We start from the raw sequence: 16,153 nt of genomic DNA on the forward strand, positions 1-16,153 counted from the left end.
AGGGGTCGTTGGTTCGAATCCAATTAAACCCACCACTTCTGCATAAAGAAATAAAAGTCGCATTGCGCACCCTGCGTCCTTAGCTCAGCTGGTTAGAGCATCACCTTGACATGGTGGGGGTCGGTGGTTCGAATCCACTAGGACGCACCATTCAGTTTGAAAGAAATGCAGATGTGGGTTTATAGCTCAGTTGGTTAGAGCACTACCTTGACATGGTAGGGGTCGTTGGTTCGAATCCAATTAAACCCACCACTTTTCTGTGATGCGTCCTTAGCTCAGCTGGTTAGAGCACCACCTTGACATGGTGGGGGTCGGTGGTTCGAATCCACTAGGACGCACCATTACAGAACACTGATTATGCGTCCTTAGCTCAGCTGGTTAGAGCATCACCTTGACATGGTGGGGGTCGGTGGTTCGAATCCACTAGGACGCACCAGATTAAAAAAGCCCGCTCATAGAGCGGGCTTTTTGCATTCTGCCATGCAGCCACTCCCCTGCCCCGCCAATCCGTTCAGCACAATTCGGCAATGGCGCAGAACCTTGTTCCCATAAAAAACCCGTGCCATCCGATAAACGACACGGGCCAGATCGATGCCGCCAGCGCCTCAGCTCTGCACGGCAATCTCGTACTTCTTTATCTTGCGATAGAGGGTGGCAATCCCAATCCCCAGCGCCTGTGCGGCCAGTTTTTTGTTGCCGAGCCGCTGCAGGGTCTCTTCAATCATCTGTTTTTCCATGCTCTCAAGGCCGCTCTCACCCGGTACGGGTTCAGGCAGTTTCTCCAGCATGGTGGCACGCGGCGCTGTGGCAGGTACATTGAACGCCGCATCCAGGTTGGTCACCGGGATCGACTGGGCCGCAACGCGATGGGGCTCCTGATTGCGGATGATGTTGGGGGGCAGCAGGCTGGCGTCAATCACCTCGCCCGCCTGGCTGACGTTGACCAGATATTCGATGAGGTTGCTGAGCTCGCGCACATTGCCCGGCCAGCGATACCCCTTGAGCAGCGCCATCACCTCGGGAGCCAGACCGGGATAGACGATGCCGATCCGGCTGGTGTGGAGGTTGAGGAAGTAGTGGGTCAGCAGCTCCACGTCCCCTTCCCGCTCCCGCAGCGGCGGCAGGTTGAGGGGGATGACGTTGATGCGATAGTAGAGATCTTCACGAAACTTCCCTTCGGCGATGTATTGATCGAGATGCTGGTGAGTAGCGGCGATGATGCGAATATCCACCGGCACCGGTCGGCTGGCCCCGATGGGGGTCACCTCCCGCAGCTCCAGCACCCGCAGCAGCTTGGCCTGCATGGTGAGCGGCATGTCGCCAATCTCGTCAAGGAACAGGGTGCCCTGATGGGCCGCCTGGATCAGGCCCTGTTTGCCACCGCTGGAAGCACCGGTAAAGGAGCCCTTCACATAGCCAAACAGCTCGCTCTCCAGCAGTTGTTCGGGAATGGCGGCACAGTTGATGGCAATAAAAGGCTTGTCCTGACGGGGACTCAGGCGATGGACAGCGCGGGCCACCACCTCTTTACCGGTGCCGCTCTCGCCACAAATCAGCACGCTGGAGGGGCTCTGGGCGATGCGGTGCAGCAGTCGCTTGAGGGTGCGCATCGGCTTGCTCTCGCCGATCAGCTGATCGATCCGCACATCCGGATCCGGCTCCTGAACCTGACCGGAGTGGGACTGGTGAAACGCCATCAGAAAGAGCTGCTGGCCCTGCACATGATGTAGCTGGCCGATGATCAGCTCCTGACGACCTTCAAAGGTGATGATGTGCTGAAGATGACCACTCAGCCCCTGCTGGGAGAAGGTGAGCGGGCGGATCCCCACTTCGCGCCCCTGCAGCTGTTCCTGCTGGCAACCCAGATGATGGAGCGCCGCCTCGTTGGCGTAGAGCAGTTGACTCTTGTCATCTAGCAGCAGGCAGCCCTGATCCATGTTGGTCATCAGATTGAGGAACACCTTGTTGACCCCGTCCGACAGCCCGCGCGAATCGAGCAACTTGGCCACAAAGATGGTGGAGATGTGGCGCACATAGTCGCACACATCCTGCAGATTGTTGTTGAGGCGCGCCTGCTGCTCGTCGCTGAAAGCCACCAAACTGATCACCCCGATGCAGCGCTCGTCCACCATGATGGGCACCCCGAGGAAGGCGCGCTCACGGCAGCTCTCCTTGCAGGTACAACCGTCACACACGGGATCATCACTGGTGTGGGTAACGATCTTCTCCCGCTGGTTATCAATCACATAGCGCAGCAGGCGGGAGTCGCCCTCCAGCTGACGTCCGAAGAACTTGCCATAGGGCCCGGTGCCAGCCACCCGAACCATATCGGCATCCACAATTTCGACCTCAAGCTGCAGCACACTCGCCAGCATCTTGGCAAAGCGCAAGATGGTCGGCTGGATCTGCATCAACAGACACTGGTTGCTCACGGATCTCATCCATCATTCCTTTTTGTTCTTGTTATCCTCCCCCGAAAGGGAGTCATGCTGGCCAGATACTAAGGGATATCAGGGGGAACTACTTCGGGGGGGATCACGAAAAGGGAAAATGATCCGTATCCTCCGTGACTTCAGAGGCACAGATAAAATTCAATAAAAACATGAAGATGAAAACACATGCAGCAAGATAAACCACTCGGGACAGCCAAGCCTGCTGATCTGCGGAATCCATCGACAAATCATGCTGAAGGTGGGGAAAACAGCCACTGAAATGGCATCTGGCTCACGCGCCGCGTACCTGTTTCAAGACTTGGCACTCATGGTCGAAATCCGCTTTATCTTGCGGCTGAATGTAACTTTGCCAGCGGGCAAACAGCTCAGCCGTTGGATAACGATGCAGACGAATACCGGTGCGATAGAGTTTGGGAAAGAGTGGGTCTGGCTGGGATCTCACGACCAGACCGCGCAGTTTCTCGCCAGAGGGAATGGCAATCACCAGCTCATCCCCCTCTTTCAACCGTATGGCCCCCAGAATACCGATGCCGCCGATGGCTATGTCGCGCACTACCACATAGGGCACCGGGTTGAGCAACTCCAAAAACCAGTTGCGACGGCTGCATTCTGCCTTGTAACCACCGCCACTGAGGATAAAACGGCGGTGTCTGCGCCAGTCATAACCGGTAGGCAATGCCGCGTCATAGCGCGATTTTGCCTGCCCCACAGGATCAGATTGCTCACTTGTGCCCATCCGGTTTCCCTCACTGGCATTGGTTAAACAGTGTCAGTCAGCTCTTTTTCATACTATAGCTGTCGCCGTTAGCCCTGGGGCTCAGGGCCGGATACGGGGACGACAGATGTATCACGGAGGCAATGATTTGGTACGAACCGTTTCCACGAGAAGAGCCGCAGCGATGCAATCTGACTTAGCCGGGCAGATGAAGTGCCAGCCAGACCGCCAGCGGGATCACCAGCACAGAGAGGGCATTGCCGCCGAGCACGATACTGGCCACCTTGTCCGGCTGACAGTGATACTGCTCGCAGAGCATGTAATTCAACACCGCAGGGGGCAAGGAAACCGACAACATCAACAGCGGGATCCACTCCGTCTTGAGCGGCAACAGCCAGATCGCCAGCAGCAGCGACAATCCCCCCGCCAGCAGATAGAGCAGGTTGCACTTGAGCGCGAGGCCAAGGTGATCGAGTTCTCCCTCCATCAGGCGAATACCCAGCGCAAAGAGCATCAGGGGCACCGAGATCTGGCCGAGCAGCGAGGCCGTGGTCACCACATATTCCGGCAGCGTAATGTGCAGGTTGGTGTAGCCCGCCGCCGAAAATGAAAAAGAGTTACGGGGAAAATGAAAAGCTACCGGCCCAGTAGTTTATCAAACTTGGTGGCACCGGAATCACTGAGTTTGATAACCCCGTTAAACCGCCATTAAACCTCTATCTCATAGGTCGGTAAATCCGGCGCCTCTCCTGCCAGCTCCCGTCCCCTGTAAAACGCCTTCTTGCCGATGGCTACCCCAGTGCCCCGTACTGTGACCGTTCCACCCGCCAACGCGGTGAGAGTGGTGGTCGTGGTACCTACTGCGGTCACGGTACCGACCAGCAAGGGATCAACGCCCGGTACCAGCTCCAGGAATCGCTTAAACAGGTTCATACAAATCGCTCCACACTCAGTTGCTGGCGCACCGTCATGGCCCTGTTCTGCAGCGCAGCAGAGACCCTGACGCCCCGGTTGTAACCCTTCCAACCGTCCACGGCGAGCAGCGCACCCGGCAGGATCAAGCCGGTATCAGCTGACAACGGCAGCTCGATGGTCTGGGTACGCTTGGGCATGGTCTTGGCCAGCCCCACCACACCCTGGGCACGGGCGGCCGTCACATCACATACCAGCGGGTGGGTAATGGTCGGCGCTTGTTGCTCGCCAGCCGTCCCCTGGCGTACCACCCGCGCACTGATGCCCTGATGGCCTCCAGTCACCCAGATCCCGTTGGCAGCATGACCCGGCTGGAAGTCACTGCCCAGGGTAGTAATGATGGCGCGGGGGATCGCCACATCGGCCTCTGCAGTATCAAGCTGCCATGGCACTGTGGGGTAACGCGGTTTGATGACCAGATGGCGGTTGCGCTGGTGTGGCAACACAAAACCACCGGCCGCCTCGGCCAGGTACCTGACCACCTCGATCGGGGTCTGGTTGTCCAGGCTAAAGTACCCGGCAGGCACCAACCAGTCAGCCGCTTGCCAATCCAGCGTCCAACCCACCGGCAATACGGCGGCCGCCAGCTGGGCCATGGTCGCTGCAGCACGCTCACTCACCGCCTGTGCCAATACATGGGTCGGTGAGAGATAAGCGGTACGCGAGCGGCCGGTCAGCGTTGCCGACTCGCGGCCAAAGCTCTGGCTCGATTGCCAGCCATCGCACACGCAGTCCCATTGCTGACCGTTGATATGAATGCTGACCTCTTCTTCATCGGTCAACGCAGCCGCCGCGATACGGGGGATTTGAGCGCTGAACTGCCACGCCCAGGAATCGGTGTCGAGTTCGATACTCACTGCAGTGGCCGGGATATCGATCCCATCGCGTACCCGCACGATCTTTGCTGTATTGCTCACCAGATAAACCCTCCGGGTTGGAATGACGATTGCCGCATCACTGCCGTGCCACACAAACTCCAGCTCTGCCGTGTCGCGCTTGCGACCGAACGCCAAACGCAGCACCCGCTTATCGGGGCGAATCGGTGGCTTGGGTGGTTCTGGCGGCGGCGTCTTGCCCTTGGATGGCCACATGGCCTCGTCCCAGCCATCACGCCAGCCCTCTATCAGCGGCTTGCCGTGGTGCCAGACTTGGGCGGCCACCCCTTTACCGATGGGGATGCCTTCTTGCCACTGGTCAGCCAGCCAAGCCTTGTCAAAGCGCGGCGGGTTGGTGAACCCGACCAGGCGCCAGCGGCTGACCGGCGCCGCCTCAACCCACAGGGACTGATTCACCACATGGCCAGCGGCCAGGCTGTCATAGCCCTGACGGTTCTGCTGGCTGACCGGCAGCCCCTCGGCAAAGCGTTGTTGATTGGCCATGAACGTCTGGGGCATCTGCTCGCCCAGCTCAGCCACCTGCTGCTGATGCGCGGCGGCCTGTTGCCACAGGGAGCGGCTGGTTGCCTGCTCGGTGCCTGCCTTCTGCCATTCGCTACTGAGGGCCTGGGAATGGCGATCAGCCCGATCCCAAACATCCCCCATTGCACTGGCAGGGCCCCGGAATACGTTCTGGTCATACTCCCCGGCGATCACCGGCAGCGGGGCGCGGGATATGATGGCCATAGTGCATTCAATGACTAACGCGCCGACCAGCTCCCCATGACTATGGGTGTGGCTGGCAAGCACCGCATCAAGCACCACTGAGCCGCCCAGCATCACGCTGGAACGATGCGGGGCACCAGCCAATACCGATGACAACACCAGACCCGGTGACACACTCAGGCGTGGCGGCAAGTTGGTACTATTCAGGATGCCTACCAGGCGCACCACGTCGGACTGGTTCAGCTCCAGCTGGCCATTGATGCTGCGAGCCTTACGCAGCGCTAGGCTGGCATCCTTTCTGGCCATATGGCCCCCCGGTTACGGTTCAGTGATGGTGGCGGTATTAATGCGGATCAGCGCACCGGCAAAAAACTCCGCTGCGGGCAGCTCCAGATCGGCGCCGCTGCCCGGCACCCCGACATCGAGATCCGCCACAAAGGCTCCATCCCGGTCAACAATGCGTCCCCAGGTGGGAGCTACGCTGGCGGTGGCCATCTGCTCGGCCAGGGGTTTCAGGGTCAGCACCCCACCAGCGATCGTCTTGGCGCAAGGGTGGCTGAACGTCAGCGCCACCAGAGCAAGTTGGTCAGTCGTGGCCGCCCCCGGTGCTGGTTTGGTGCCGGTATAGATGGTCAGCTTGGCACTGGCCCCGCTGCCCGTATCAATGGCCGTGGCCAATAGCTGGGCGCGACTGGTGCGCAGCCTTTCGGCATAGGAGATCATGGTTATTTCCTCTTGAGCGGGGCAATCATGGGGAACGGCGCCGGCGCCACGCCACCACCAGGCGGGTAGGGTTTTGGCGCCTGATAGTCAGCGGCTACGGCGTTGTAGTCGGCGGGGCCATATGCCGGGTCATCCTGGGCGACCACCATATAACGGCGATTCAGCCACAACAGATCGAACCGATAGACCCCATCCGCTGCGCGGCTGTAGGTCTCGCCAACCAGTTCGCCATCCTGGGTGAAGCAGAGCACCCGGCGCCGCACCCCCATCCCGCTGATGGTCACCGTGCTTTCAATAAACCCCTGCTCCACGTTGCGCACCCCATCGCGGATCCAGAAGTAATCCCGCCCCTTGCAGATCACTCGCTGGTTCATCTGCTGGATACTCAACGGCCCAGGATAAAACGACGGTTTCCCTTTCCACGCCACATCTTGCGGCAGGAACTGGGCGCGGGTCTCCTGGTTGGCCACGGTAACGGTCATCGGGGTGGTGAACAGCACATAGGTAAACTCGACCTGGAGTGGGACAAATTCAGTCCCTATCCTGGCCAGGCGGTCTCCCGGTTGCAGCTCTATCCATATCTTGTATTGCGATGAGGCAATGAATTGCGTTGAGCGGGTAAACACCTTGGTCTGGTAGTAGCCAAACACCTGCCCATTGATAGCAGCCAAGCCGAGATAGGGCGCATCAGCTGGCCCTTGAGTGGTCACCCCGCCGACCGTCAGCACCGCCATACCATTGAAGTAGGCCAATTTGGCAACCACAGCGCCAGTCGCATCAAACAGGACCCCAGTCTGACCAGGCAAAATCCCCCTGGCCAAGACGTAGGATGGTGCAGTGCCAGAAGCGACCAACCCGACCCCTGATTGATGTTCAATAGCCGCACTGGCTGGCAATACCAGATCCGGCTGCAACGCGGTGTACTGCTCTGCCGTTAGCGCCGCAAAGTCCCCATTAAACCCAGGTGGCCCGCCTGCAATGCGCAAATAGGTTTCAGCACGGCAACCGTTGCCACCTGTATAGGTCTCGTAGGAGCGCATATTGCTAAAACGCAGGGTCGTCACCACCGCCATATTGCAGGTCAGGGTAAATGACTGATTGCGATGCTGACCGCCATCATCGGTGTAAATCAGGCTGGTTGGGGTAAAGGTCAGCTCACCATAGGTGCGCGGGTATGCATCTCGCTGGGTGGCTTTGGTCAGGCTGGCAAGGCTTGGGCCGTACCATAGCCCGCTGCGATAGGTACCATCTGTGCGGGTGCGAAGGGCGGCGACCACATTGCCCGCCGCATCCAGAAACTCCAGATCCATATCACACAGGTCGTTAGTCCAGCAGGCGTTGGATGCCCCAATCTTCAACCGATACCCAATGGGCTTGAACGGGACAGACCCACCCCATACGCCGGTATCAGCGGCACTGCTCTTGTTATAGGCATAACGGAACAACCCGATATCGGCGGTATCGCCAAACCAGTCGGCCCATTCCGCCCCGCTGGTCGCGGTTACATCAAGCGCGGCATCGTAGGTAATGGTCTGGGCGGCCGATAACATCAGCCACCCTTTTGACGGCAAGAACGTCGCCATGGCTTACCTCCAGGGCCCAGTCAGGTCAAAGCCCATCAGGCAGGTCTGCCCAGCGGTATAGTTATCTTCCTGAAACCCCACCCTGACAAACCGCAACAACTTGCCAGGCATGGCAGGCAGGTCTTTGAAGTTCTTTCTGTCCCATGCACCTATGGTTGCAAACGGGCACACCAAACCGGGCAAGTACCCACGCAGGTGGTTGCCACTCTCGATCACCATGGTGGGATCCTGGGTCACATAGAAACCGTTGTCCGGGCCGTTGGGGATGTTCAAACCGTTACCGAATCGGCCAAACAGCCCTTTAATAAACCAGTTGGTGGCTCCGAATAGCTGGTGATATGGCCGGGCAATTATCCGGTGGCTAGCGTTGTCAAAATTGGGATACAGGTTGCCCCAAACCGCCCAACTAGACGAACCCTGTTGCCAGTTACGCCCCTGCTCATTGGCATTGGTAGTCGGATAGATGTTAATCACGGCATGATAGCGGTCGCCTGGCCGAACCGAACGGATATAGCCAAAGCTATACATAAACTGGTAGTTACCTGCCGCATAAGCAGGCATGAAGTAAAACAGCTGGCTATCACCCACCAGATCCCAACGCCGGTTGGAAAAGCGCCCGGTACAAGGCCAGCGCCACTCCCCAATATTGGTGTAACTGTTGATATCCACCACATCCTCAACCATCGCCACCTTGGCCAGATAATTGAAATAGTTTGGCCCCATCCACCCCGTAAACGCCGAATTGTCGATGCGCAGGCTGACATTACCCGACTCACTGACGTTGGTGGGGCGCACGATAAAGATCTTGCCGTCACCGCTCTCATGGGTGATCGTCCAGCCCAGCGGCGCCACCTTCATGGTCATGGCTGCGCCAGAACCGGCAGCGCCGGGGTTGCCGCCATCCAGCTCAAACCAGACCTGAGTGGCCGTGACCTGCATCACCCGATGCTCGCCGTTGTAGGCGGCAGGGGATACCCCCTCGACCTGAACAACTGAGTCTTGCAGATAGGTATGCCCCCCGGTAAAGGTCGCAACCGCCCACCCCTTGGCGGCATCGAAAGCCAGCGCGTTGATGGTCAGGGTGCCAAAGCCGGTGACCAGTACCGCCTTGAGCAGCGCCGCCAGGGCGCCCTCTGCGGTATCGCCCAGACTAGGTGCGCCCTGCATCTCGCTTGCAAACCATTTGACCTTGTATTCAGCCATCACTTTTCTCTCCACGGGCAAGGCGCAACGCCTCACCGGTTAACGGTTGACGTTGCCCCTGAGCTGGGCCTCGAAACGGTCGGTATCCACCGCTGCCACCGACTGCAAGATGGTGCGGATAAACCAGATCGGGTAATTGGCGGCGTAGGTATTGAAGCGCAGCACGTTGCCAGCTGCCCAGCCTGCCCCCCAACCGCGCCGGTCAAGCCTGAAATAGGGCTGGCCGTTGTTGGGGTTGATGGGGGCAAAGTCGGTATTCACGTCCCCCACCGCAATTTGGCCCACATGCTCGCCGACCAAAATAAACGTGGTGGTGCTCTGGAAGATGATGGCCCAGCGCTCTTGCAGGGTCGCCCGGTTGGTCACCACGATCGGGAAGTCCGTGTCGTTGTATTCCGCCGTACAGGGGTCGCCAATCAAAAAATCAGACCAGTTATTTGTCCAGGTGCGTTGGTCGAACAGCGCCCCATAGCGGGCCCACAGGTCACCGATGATCAGGGCGCTGGATACCAGAGTATCTGCCGCCTCATAGTTGTGACTGAGGGGCCGAGCCAGGGTGATGCGGCCCGAGATCTCCACATCAGTGGCCAGGCTCATATCCTCAATCCGATGAACCACGGTTAGCGGCTCCACATAGCCGGTTAGGTTCAGCGGGGTGGCCAAGGTCACCATCCCGCTGCTCATGTTGACGCTGTAGAGCTGCGGCGCCAGCTCCTTGCCGTTCTTGTCCTCTACCCGGCAATAGGCCAGCCGTTCGCGCCCGGTGCTGAGCTGCTGCCCGGCCTGTACCCCCATGGGGAAGGCGCTGCGCTGGGTGGAATGCACCACCACTATGTACCCCTTGCGAATGAAGGGCACCCGGCCATCGGATGGCAGGCGCACCGGATCCAGCTTGATCAGATCCGCATCGAGCGGCAGATAGCTATAGACCACCGCATTAAACCGGATGGTGTCAGCCACCACCGACAAGGGGCGCCAGATCTTGCCATCGACCACCCTATCGGGGTCATACCAGGGTTGACCCTCATTGCCCGCCGCCGTCACCAGGCGGCCAAAGCGCACCGATACCACCCCAGTCTGATAGTCCACCTTGCCAGTTACATCCGTGCTGGTGATGGTGCCATCGCCGTTGGCGGTCACCTCGAACCGGCGCCCGTCTGCGGTGTTGCCACTCAGGTAGAGGCTGGATGGCGCAATGGGGGCCCCCGGCGTTCTGAATGTCACCTCGTCCACCGTCTGGGCCACCAGGCTGGTGACCAGCGAACTCAGGGCAGGTACGGGCGCCGCGCCTGGGTTCCAGACCGTGACAGTCGCCTTGCCGGTAGCGTAATCCAGTGTCCCGGCCTGCTCACCGGCTCCGGTGGCGGGGTCGATGTTGCGATAGAGGATCCCCTGCCTGTCCACATAGACCGACCCACCCAGGACAAAGCGCACTGAGTTGGCCAAGATCGCCTCGCCGTTGCGCGGGGTGATATCCAGCACCAGCGGGGTGGCCTTCACGGTATCTTGGCCCGCTTGGCTTGCATTGTTGCTGCGGTACTCCACCTCGACCCAACCACTGTCGTCCACCGGGAACAGGTAGGCGGCCTGCACATAGTAGATTTCAACCAACGTCCAGCGCTGGCGGGCAATGGTGTTGCCGTGACCATCGCCATAGGTGCCGATGGTGCGCCACTCATAGCGGGTTTTCGGAATGCCGCCCTGGCCATCCGGCTTGATGGTGATCTGGCCGGTGGTGTAGTTGACGGTGCCCCGTTCAACCCCTGCCGCATCCAGCAGCTTGCCCGCGCCGTTGTCGCGCACACTGATGATCGGGTCACGGGTAGCGATCACCAGTTCGGTGTCGTCCTTCACATCCTCATAAAGGGCATTCCAGCGCACCGAGACCATTCTGGGGGTCAGGTTCTGCTTGGTCAGCTGCAGGGTGATCGTCCCATCCGGGTTGCGGGCCGGGTAGTCAAAGCGTTGGGTATCCGGGTCGCCGTACTGGTAAACAACCTGGTACTCCTGGCCGCCATCTGGCAGGGTTGCCACCCGCAGGGCCAGATCGCCGGTCACATAATTGATGGTGCCGGTGGCATCGCCGGTCAGCTGGCCCGCCCCGTTGTCGATGGCGGTTTTGGTCGCGCCACCGGCTTGCCAGGTCAGGGTCAGGCTGTTGGGGGTGATCCCCTCATGGGCCAGCTTATGGGTCAGCTGCACCGGATCCAGCACCATGCTGGCACGGTTGAGGTAAGAGACCTTGGTACCCCAGCTGAACATGATCGCGCTGTTCACATCCGGCAGCGCCCCCAGGGTCAGCACCACAGAGCCGGTGGTGAAGTTGAGCAGGCCAGAGCCATAGGATTTGTCCTGGCCAAACAACTCCCCGCGCCCGTTGTCTTTCAGGTCGTACCATTTGCCCTGGGCCAGATAGCTGACAGTCAGCGAACCGGGGCAAGGGGTGGGCAACAGGGTCGCGGTGTAGGCATAGCCCCGGTTGTTGGCGGCGATCTGGATCTGGGCCGTGTCAGCGATGCGCGATGGCATCACTGCCGGGCGAAAGCTCACGGTTTTGCTGGCCGCGCCATAGTTCGGGCACTGGCTGTTGAAGGTCAGCAGGCCGCGCCCATAGTCGATAGCCCCCACCACGGTACCGACCAGGAACAGCTCGCCGCCCTTGTCGGTGATCACCGCCGCGCCGATGGTGACCGATACGCTGCCCGGCATGGCACCAATCCCCAGGAACAACCCCTGACTAGGGCTGACCGGTGAGGTGGTGGTGAAGGTGTGGGGGCTGCCCACCCCGGATTCCAGCAAGGCGCCCAGCTCACCGGCAGCGGTCAGATCCACCACCGGAGTTTCACTGCGGGCACTGGGTACCAGCTGGGTGAAAATGGTCTTGGCCTGCACCCGCATTGCACCCAGCGCCGCATCCGCGACCAGCTTGGTGGTCGAAAAGTAGTTGGCGGCATCGGCCACCACGGTTTCCCGCAGGGTGGTCTTGGTGGTTGCCTGGTCATAGGGGCTGGGCTGCTCCCCTTCAAAGGTGTGGCGCAGCGGGTCAGTGATCACGCAGGTGACCACGTTGCGGGTGAACTCACCCTGGTAGCCAGCCACACCGAACTTGCGCAGCTCGGCGGTTACCCGGTCAACCCGCACATACTGCTCAACCTCGTTCCCCTTCCCTTCGTTGCCGACCAGCACCAGCACCTCCCCGATCTCCGGCAACCGCACCTCAATCCGTTGCAGGATGCGGATCGCCCGCTGCCCTTCCAGCTGGGTATCGTAGAGCACCCCCTGCCACTTCGGGCCTCTGGCCTGATAGCGCTCCAGGGTGTTGCGGGCGTTATCGCGGGTGTCGTTGTGGTCTTTGGTGGTCATCAGCGTCAGGTTGACGCTGGGGTCACTGGGTGGCAGCAATACCATGGCATTGGCGCCATAGTAGGTGTCGGTGTCGTCCGTCTGCACCGCCAGAAACGCCTTGCGCATATTCACGGTGCCATAGGCCCGATCCATGTCGCTGATATCGGGAAACATGCTGTTATGGTTACCGCTGATGATCTCGCGGCCAGTGATGCGACCACCGCCATCATCGGTATCAACCAGGCGCTGGCTGGCCAACAGCACAATATCGCCAGAGAGAATGGTCATGGGGTTACCTCTGTGAGATTCAGGGTCAAGGCATAGGGGTCGCCCCCTTCCGGGTCTGCCATCTCGACCAGTGGGGTCGCCACCACGCCAGGGCGGCGCCACACCACGGTGCGGGCCACACCATCGAGCAGGGTCAACGTCATCAGCTGGGCCACCTGCGCCTCTAGCACCTTGATCTCCTGCACCTTAGCGCGGGAGCAATGCCCGCTCAGGGTCAGCGGCCGTCCCTCGGGCTTGGCGGTCTCCTCCACCAACAGGGCGCCGCTCAGGGTCGGGGTCACCACCTGCTCGACCGGCGCCCACTCGAACTCATCGCGCCAGACCAGATCATCTGGCAGCAGCACGCTGTTTAAGGTCACGTTCATTGGCGAAGTCCTTGCTGCTTAAGAAGGGAAATCAGGGCATTCGCATTGGCCTCATCGGCCTGCAGTTCGGCCGAGCCCCCTGCCCCTTTGAGCTCGATGGTGATCCGCTCGGACAAGGGCCTGCGTGTCCCTGGGGTGTTGGTGCTGGGGGTAGATGGCTCTGCAGTTAGGACTGGTAGCTGGGCGGCGGCCTGATTGGTTTTGGCACTCTCTTTGGCCAACGCTTTGTTGAGCTCCTCTTTAAGGCGGGCCTGCATCGCCTCCATCTCTTTTTGGAACTTCTCGCCGTAATACTTGCTCCACTCGCTGTAGGCCGGAATATCCTTGACCTTCTGGCTGTAGCGGGCCAGCTCCTCCTCCACACCGGCCAGGGTATTGGCCAACCCCTCGGCATTACCGCGCAGGCTGTTGATATCCACGCTCTTGTAGTAGAAAGAACCGGCGTTCACGGTGCGGGTGATATCACCTCGACCACCGCCCCCGCCACTACTGATGAGGCTGGCATTCGTCTGCTTGGCTTCATCCTGTACCCCTTTAAGCCCCGCTCGCATCGCATCGGTGGCCCCTTTGGCCCGTGCGGCGGCCTCGTCAAAACCATCACCAATGGCTGCCACGGCCTGCTTGGTATCGCCACTTCCCCCTTTCACCTTGGCCATGGCATCGGCGGCGATGGCCATGGAGCGGGCCAGCGCATCCCCGGTGATCTTGCCCTGGGCGGCCAGTTGCTTCTGACGCACGATCACCGCATCGATCTCGGCGGTGGTCTTGGCGCTGTTGTAAGCGGCGGCCAGCGCCTCCTCGATGGCGGCACTACTGGCGCCAGTGTGCGCCACTAACACATCCAGGGCGCCGATGGTCTTCTGAAAGCCCGCACCGATACGGCCATTGGCCTGCTCGAAATCGAGGCCGAGCACCTTAAACGCCTCAGCCAGTTTGGCTGGGCCATCAGCTGCGGTTTGCTTGGCCACCGCATTGATCTCGGCCAGATAATCACGGGTACTCTTGGCCTCATTCCCCAGCGCTTTAACGGCGGCGGCGCCTTGTCGCCAGCTTCCAGTGGCCTCGTCGTAATGCACCTTTCCCTCGGCGACCAGGCGATCAAGATCCGCCATGCTGGTGATGGCAAAACCCAGCTCCGTTGACAGGGCGGCAAACTGACCATTGAGGCGGGCCTGAGTCTCGGAGCGCAGCGCTTGCGCCTCCCGGAGTGCCAGCTCAGCCTGCACCAGCTGACGCAGGGCGGAGGCGAACTGGGTGATCAGGATGATGGACTCGACTGCCACGGCGGCCAGCAGCCCCTTGACGGCTGCGCCCAGTACCCTGATCCCTATCGCAGCACCGGCTGCTGCCGTGCCCGCAGTGGTCATGCCCCCTGCTGCTGTCGCTGTCGCCACCGGCATGGCGATAAACTGGGCATAAAGACCGCGCAGCTCGCCGATCCAGCTGGCAATTTTTAATCCCCACCAAGCCTGGGCCAGCACGGTCAGCGCGGTGCGCCACTCATAGAGGGTCTGGATCAGCGACTTGAGGGTTTCCCCCATGGAGATAAAGCCATCGGAGAGGCGCTGCGCCCACTCCTGCAAGCGACCATCATTGGCCATCCTGTCGAATTCAGCGTTAAGGTTGGCCAGCTGGTTTTTGAGCCAGGCCAGCGCCCCGCTCTCTGCCACCATCCGGTAAAACTTGGCGAGGTTGTCCTGGGCATTGGAGATAAGCCCGGAGAGCAGACTCATGTTGTCGGCAGCCGCACCGCGCGATTGGCTGGCAATCTCGTTCATCAGGGCAGAGATGGTCTCGCGGCCCAGCTTGCCTGCCTCAGAGAGCTTCTGCAGCTCGGCGGTATTCTTGCCGGTCACCTGTTCCAGCATCTGCCAGACCGGCACGCCCCGCTCAATCAGCTGCAGGATCTCCTCACCCTGCAGCTTCTGCTTGGCCCAGGCTTGGCCAAGGGCCAGGGAGATGCCCTGCACCTCTTCAAAACCGCCGCCCAACTTGAACGCCTGATCGACAATGCCCTGCATGGCCCCCGCCATAGGGTCGATGCCGAACGCCTTGAGGCGCACGAATACCTGGGTGACTTCACTGAGCTGCAGGGGGGTGTTCTTGGCAAAGTCCTGGATCCAGGCTGACGCCTCTTTGCCACCGGCAATCGACCCCATCACCGCCTTGAGCTGCACATCGAGGCGCTCGGCCTGATCGCCAGTCTGGAACATGGCCATCAGTTGGCTGGTGAGGGTCTGGATACCGAACCAGGTACCTGCCAGCGCCACCAGGCGCCCGGTCAGACTGCCGATGGCCCCTTGAAAACCACCAGCATGCTGACTGCCCTGGCTGAGCTCGCGGCCCAACCGTTCGGTCTGGGCGACACTTTTGGTCAGCTCACGCTGCAGGCGCTGCTGTTCCTGGGCAAGGTTCCTGGTATCGAGCCCGGACTGCTTGAGCCCTGCATGCAGGCGGGTATGACTGGCTGACTGAGCGACCAGCTGGCGCTCCAGCTGCTTGACCTCGGAAGTCAGCAACCGCTCTTGTTCGGCCAGCGCCTTGGCATCACCGGCGCCTGCTTGGCTTGAGCGACGCAACTGCTCCAGCTTGTCACGGCTGAGCACTGTCGCCAGTTCGAGCTGGGTCAGGGCGGTCTTTGAGTCATTGAACTGCTGGATCAACGCCTGCTGGCGACTTAACGCTTCGAGGGTTTCAACCAGTTGCGCCGTTTCGGCGGCCGTCTCATCCGAGATCGGGCCCAGCTCCTGCACCTCACCCGCCAAGGCGGCCAGGTCTTCCCGGCCAGTGACTTTAGCCGCCAGCTCCAGGGCAAGTTTGAGGGTGGTTGAGGTGGACATGGGGCATTCCGATCAGATTCAGATATGCCACATGGTAAAGGGATGACAAAATGAGAGGGTTTATG

10 protein-coding genes, 4 tRNA genes and 1 pseudogene are annotated in these 16,153 nt (G+C 60.3%); 4 read left to right on the plus strand and 11 right to left on the minus strand.

Features of this window, described 5'->3' with window-relative positions; all coding sequences use genetic code 11:
- Positions 1 to 73: 73 nt before the first annotated feature.
- From AACS18_RS16835 to AACS18_RS16850, 4 genes are all read left to right on the plus strand, one after another.
- Positions 74 to 150: transfer RNA gene (locus AACS18_RS16835), tRNA-Val, on the plus strand.
- Positions 151 to 175: 25 nt separating this feature from the next.
- Positions 176 to 252: transfer RNA gene (locus AACS18_RS16840), tRNA-Val, on the plus strand.
- Positions 253 to 264: 12 nt separating this feature from the next.
- Positions 265 to 341, plus strand: a tRNA-Val gene (locus tag AACS18_RS16845).
- A gap of 18 nt (positions 342 to 359) precedes the next feature.
- Positions 360 to 436, plus strand: a tRNA-Val gene (locus tag AACS18_RS16850).
- Between the two features lie 169 nt (positions 437 to 605).
- Here the strand turns inward: AACS18_RS16850 and AACS18_RS16855 are convergent.
- From AACS18_RS16855 to AACS18_RS16905, 11 genes and pseudogenes are all read right to left on the minus strand, one after another.
- Positions 606 to 2,441 (minus strand): sigma 54-interacting transcriptional regulator, encoded by a 1,836-nt coding sequence (locus tag AACS18_RS16855; protein ID WP_108612784.1) that lies wholly within the window; start codon positions 2,439 to 2,441, stop codon positions 606 to 608.
- Positions 2,442 to 2,724: 283 nt separating this feature from the next.
- Entirely contained in the window at positions 2,725 to 3,189 is a 465-nt protein-coding gene (locus AACS18_RS16860; RefSeq protein ID WP_108612785.1) for a hypothetical protein, read from the minus strand.
- A gap of 175 nt (positions 3,190 to 3,364) precedes the next feature.
- Positions 3,365 to 3,754: pseudogene (locus AACS18_RS16865) on the minus strand (AEC family transporter); the annotation flags it as partial.
- A gap of 122 nt (positions 3,755 to 3,876) precedes the next feature.
- The gene (locus tag AACS18_RS16870; protein ID WP_108612786.1) at positions 3,877 to 4,101 is read right to left on the minus strand and encodes a hypothetical protein; all 225 of its coding nucleotides are present in this window, start codon (positions 4,099 to 4,101) and stop codon (positions 3,877 to 3,879) included.
- Positions 4,098 to 6,047, minus strand: coding sequence for a hypothetical protein (locus tag AACS18_RS16875; protein ID WP_108612787.1), 1,950 nt, complete (start codon positions 6,045 to 6,047; stop codon positions 4,098 to 4,100). Before AACS18_RS16875 ends, AACS18_RS16870 begins: the two co-directional genes overlap by 4 nt.
- A 12-nt stretch (positions 6,048 to 6,059) precedes the next feature.
- Positions 6,060 to 6,464 carry a hypothetical protein gene (locus AACS18_RS16880; RefSeq protein WP_108612788.1) on the minus strand — a complete coding sequence of 135 codons (405 nt, stop codon included), beginning with the start codon at positions 6,462 to 6,464 and terminating at the stop codon, positions 6,060 to 6,062.
- Between the two features lie 2 nt (positions 6,465 to 6,466).
- Positions 6,467 to 8,047 carry a hypothetical protein gene (locus tag AACS18_RS16885; protein ID WP_108612789.1) on the minus strand — a complete coding sequence of 527 codons (1,581 nt, stop codon included), beginning with the start codon at positions 8,045 to 8,047 and terminating at the stop codon, positions 6,467 to 6,469.
- A 3-nt stretch (positions 8,048 to 8,050) separates the two neighbouring features.
- Positions 8,051 to 9,250 carry a hypothetical protein gene (locus tag AACS18_RS16890; RefSeq protein WP_108612790.1) on the minus strand — a complete coding sequence of 400 codons (1,200 nt, stop codon included), beginning with the start codon at positions 9,248 to 9,250 and terminating at the stop codon, positions 8,051 to 8,053.
- 39 nt (positions 9,251 to 9,289) lie between these two features.
- Positions 9,290 to 12,883 (minus strand): curculin (mannose-binding) lectin protein, encoded by a 3,594-nt coding sequence (locus tag AACS18_RS16895; RefSeq protein WP_108612791.1) that lies wholly within the window; start codon positions 12,881 to 12,883, stop codon positions 9,290 to 9,292.
- On the minus strand, positions 12,880 to 13,248 hold the full coding sequence (locus AACS18_RS16900; RefSeq protein WP_108612792.1) for a hypothetical protein: 369 nt from the start codon (positions 13,246 to 13,248) through the stop codon (positions 12,880 to 12,882). The genes AACS18_RS16895 and AACS18_RS16900 overlap by 4 nt, the downstream gene beginning before the upstream one ends.
- Positions 13,245 to 16,088: a tape measure protein gene (locus tag AACS18_RS16905; RefSeq protein WP_108612793.1), complete on the minus strand. Its 2,844-nt coding sequence runs from the start codon at positions 16,086 to 16,088 to the stop codon at positions 13,245 to 13,247. Before AACS18_RS16905 ends, AACS18_RS16900 begins: the two co-directional genes overlap by 4 nt.
- Between the last annotated feature and the right edge of the window lie 65 nt (positions 16,089 to 16,153).

It is taken from the genome of Aeromonas sp. HMWF015, from assembly GCF_963878965.1.
In the GTDB taxonomy this organism is placed as follows: domain Bacteria; phylum Pseudomonadota; class Gammaproteobacteria; order Enterobacterales; family Aeromonadaceae; genus Aeromonas; species Aeromonas veronii.

Coding starts and splice junctions, on each gene's coding strand:
- AACS18_RS16855 (WP_108612784.1), bottom strand. CDS start 2,441: ATGAGATCCGTGAGCAACCAGTGTCTGTTGATGCAGATCCAGCCGACC.
- AACS18_RS16860 (WP_108612785.1), bottom strand. CDS start 3,189: ATGGGCACAAGTGAGCAATCTGATCCTGTGGGGCAGGCAAAATCGCGC.
- AACS18_RS16870 (WP_108612786.1), bottom strand. CDS start 4,101: ATGAACCTGTTTAAGCGATTCCTGGAGCTGGTACCGGGCGTTGATCCC.
- AACS18_RS16875 (WP_108612787.1), bottom strand. CDS start 6,047: ATGGCCAGAAAGGATGCCAGCCTAGCGCTGCGTAAGGCTCGCAGCATC.
- AACS18_RS16880 (WP_108612788.1), bottom strand. CDS start 6,464: ATGATCTCCTATGCCGAAAGGCTGCGCACCAGTCGCGCCCAGCTATTG.
- AACS18_RS16885 (WP_108612789.1), bottom strand. CDS start 8,047: ATGGCGACGTTCTTGCCGTCAAAAGGGTGGCTGATGTTATCGGCCGCC.
- AACS18_RS16890 (WP_108612790.1), bottom strand. CDS start 9,250: ATGGCTGAATACAAGGTCAAATGGTTTGCAAGCGAGATGCAGGGCGCA.
- AACS18_RS16895 (WP_108612791.1), bottom strand. CDS start 12,883: ATGACCATTCTCTCTGGCGATATTGTGCTGTTGGCCAGCCAGCGCCTG.
- AACS18_RS16900 (WP_108612792.1), bottom strand. CDS start 13,248: ATGAACGTGACCTTAAACAGCGTGCTGCTGCCAGATGATCTGGTCTGG.
- AACS18_RS16905 (WP_108612793.1), bottom strand. CDS start 16,088: ATGTCCACCTCAACCACCCTCAAACTTGCCCTGGAGCTGGCGGCTAAA.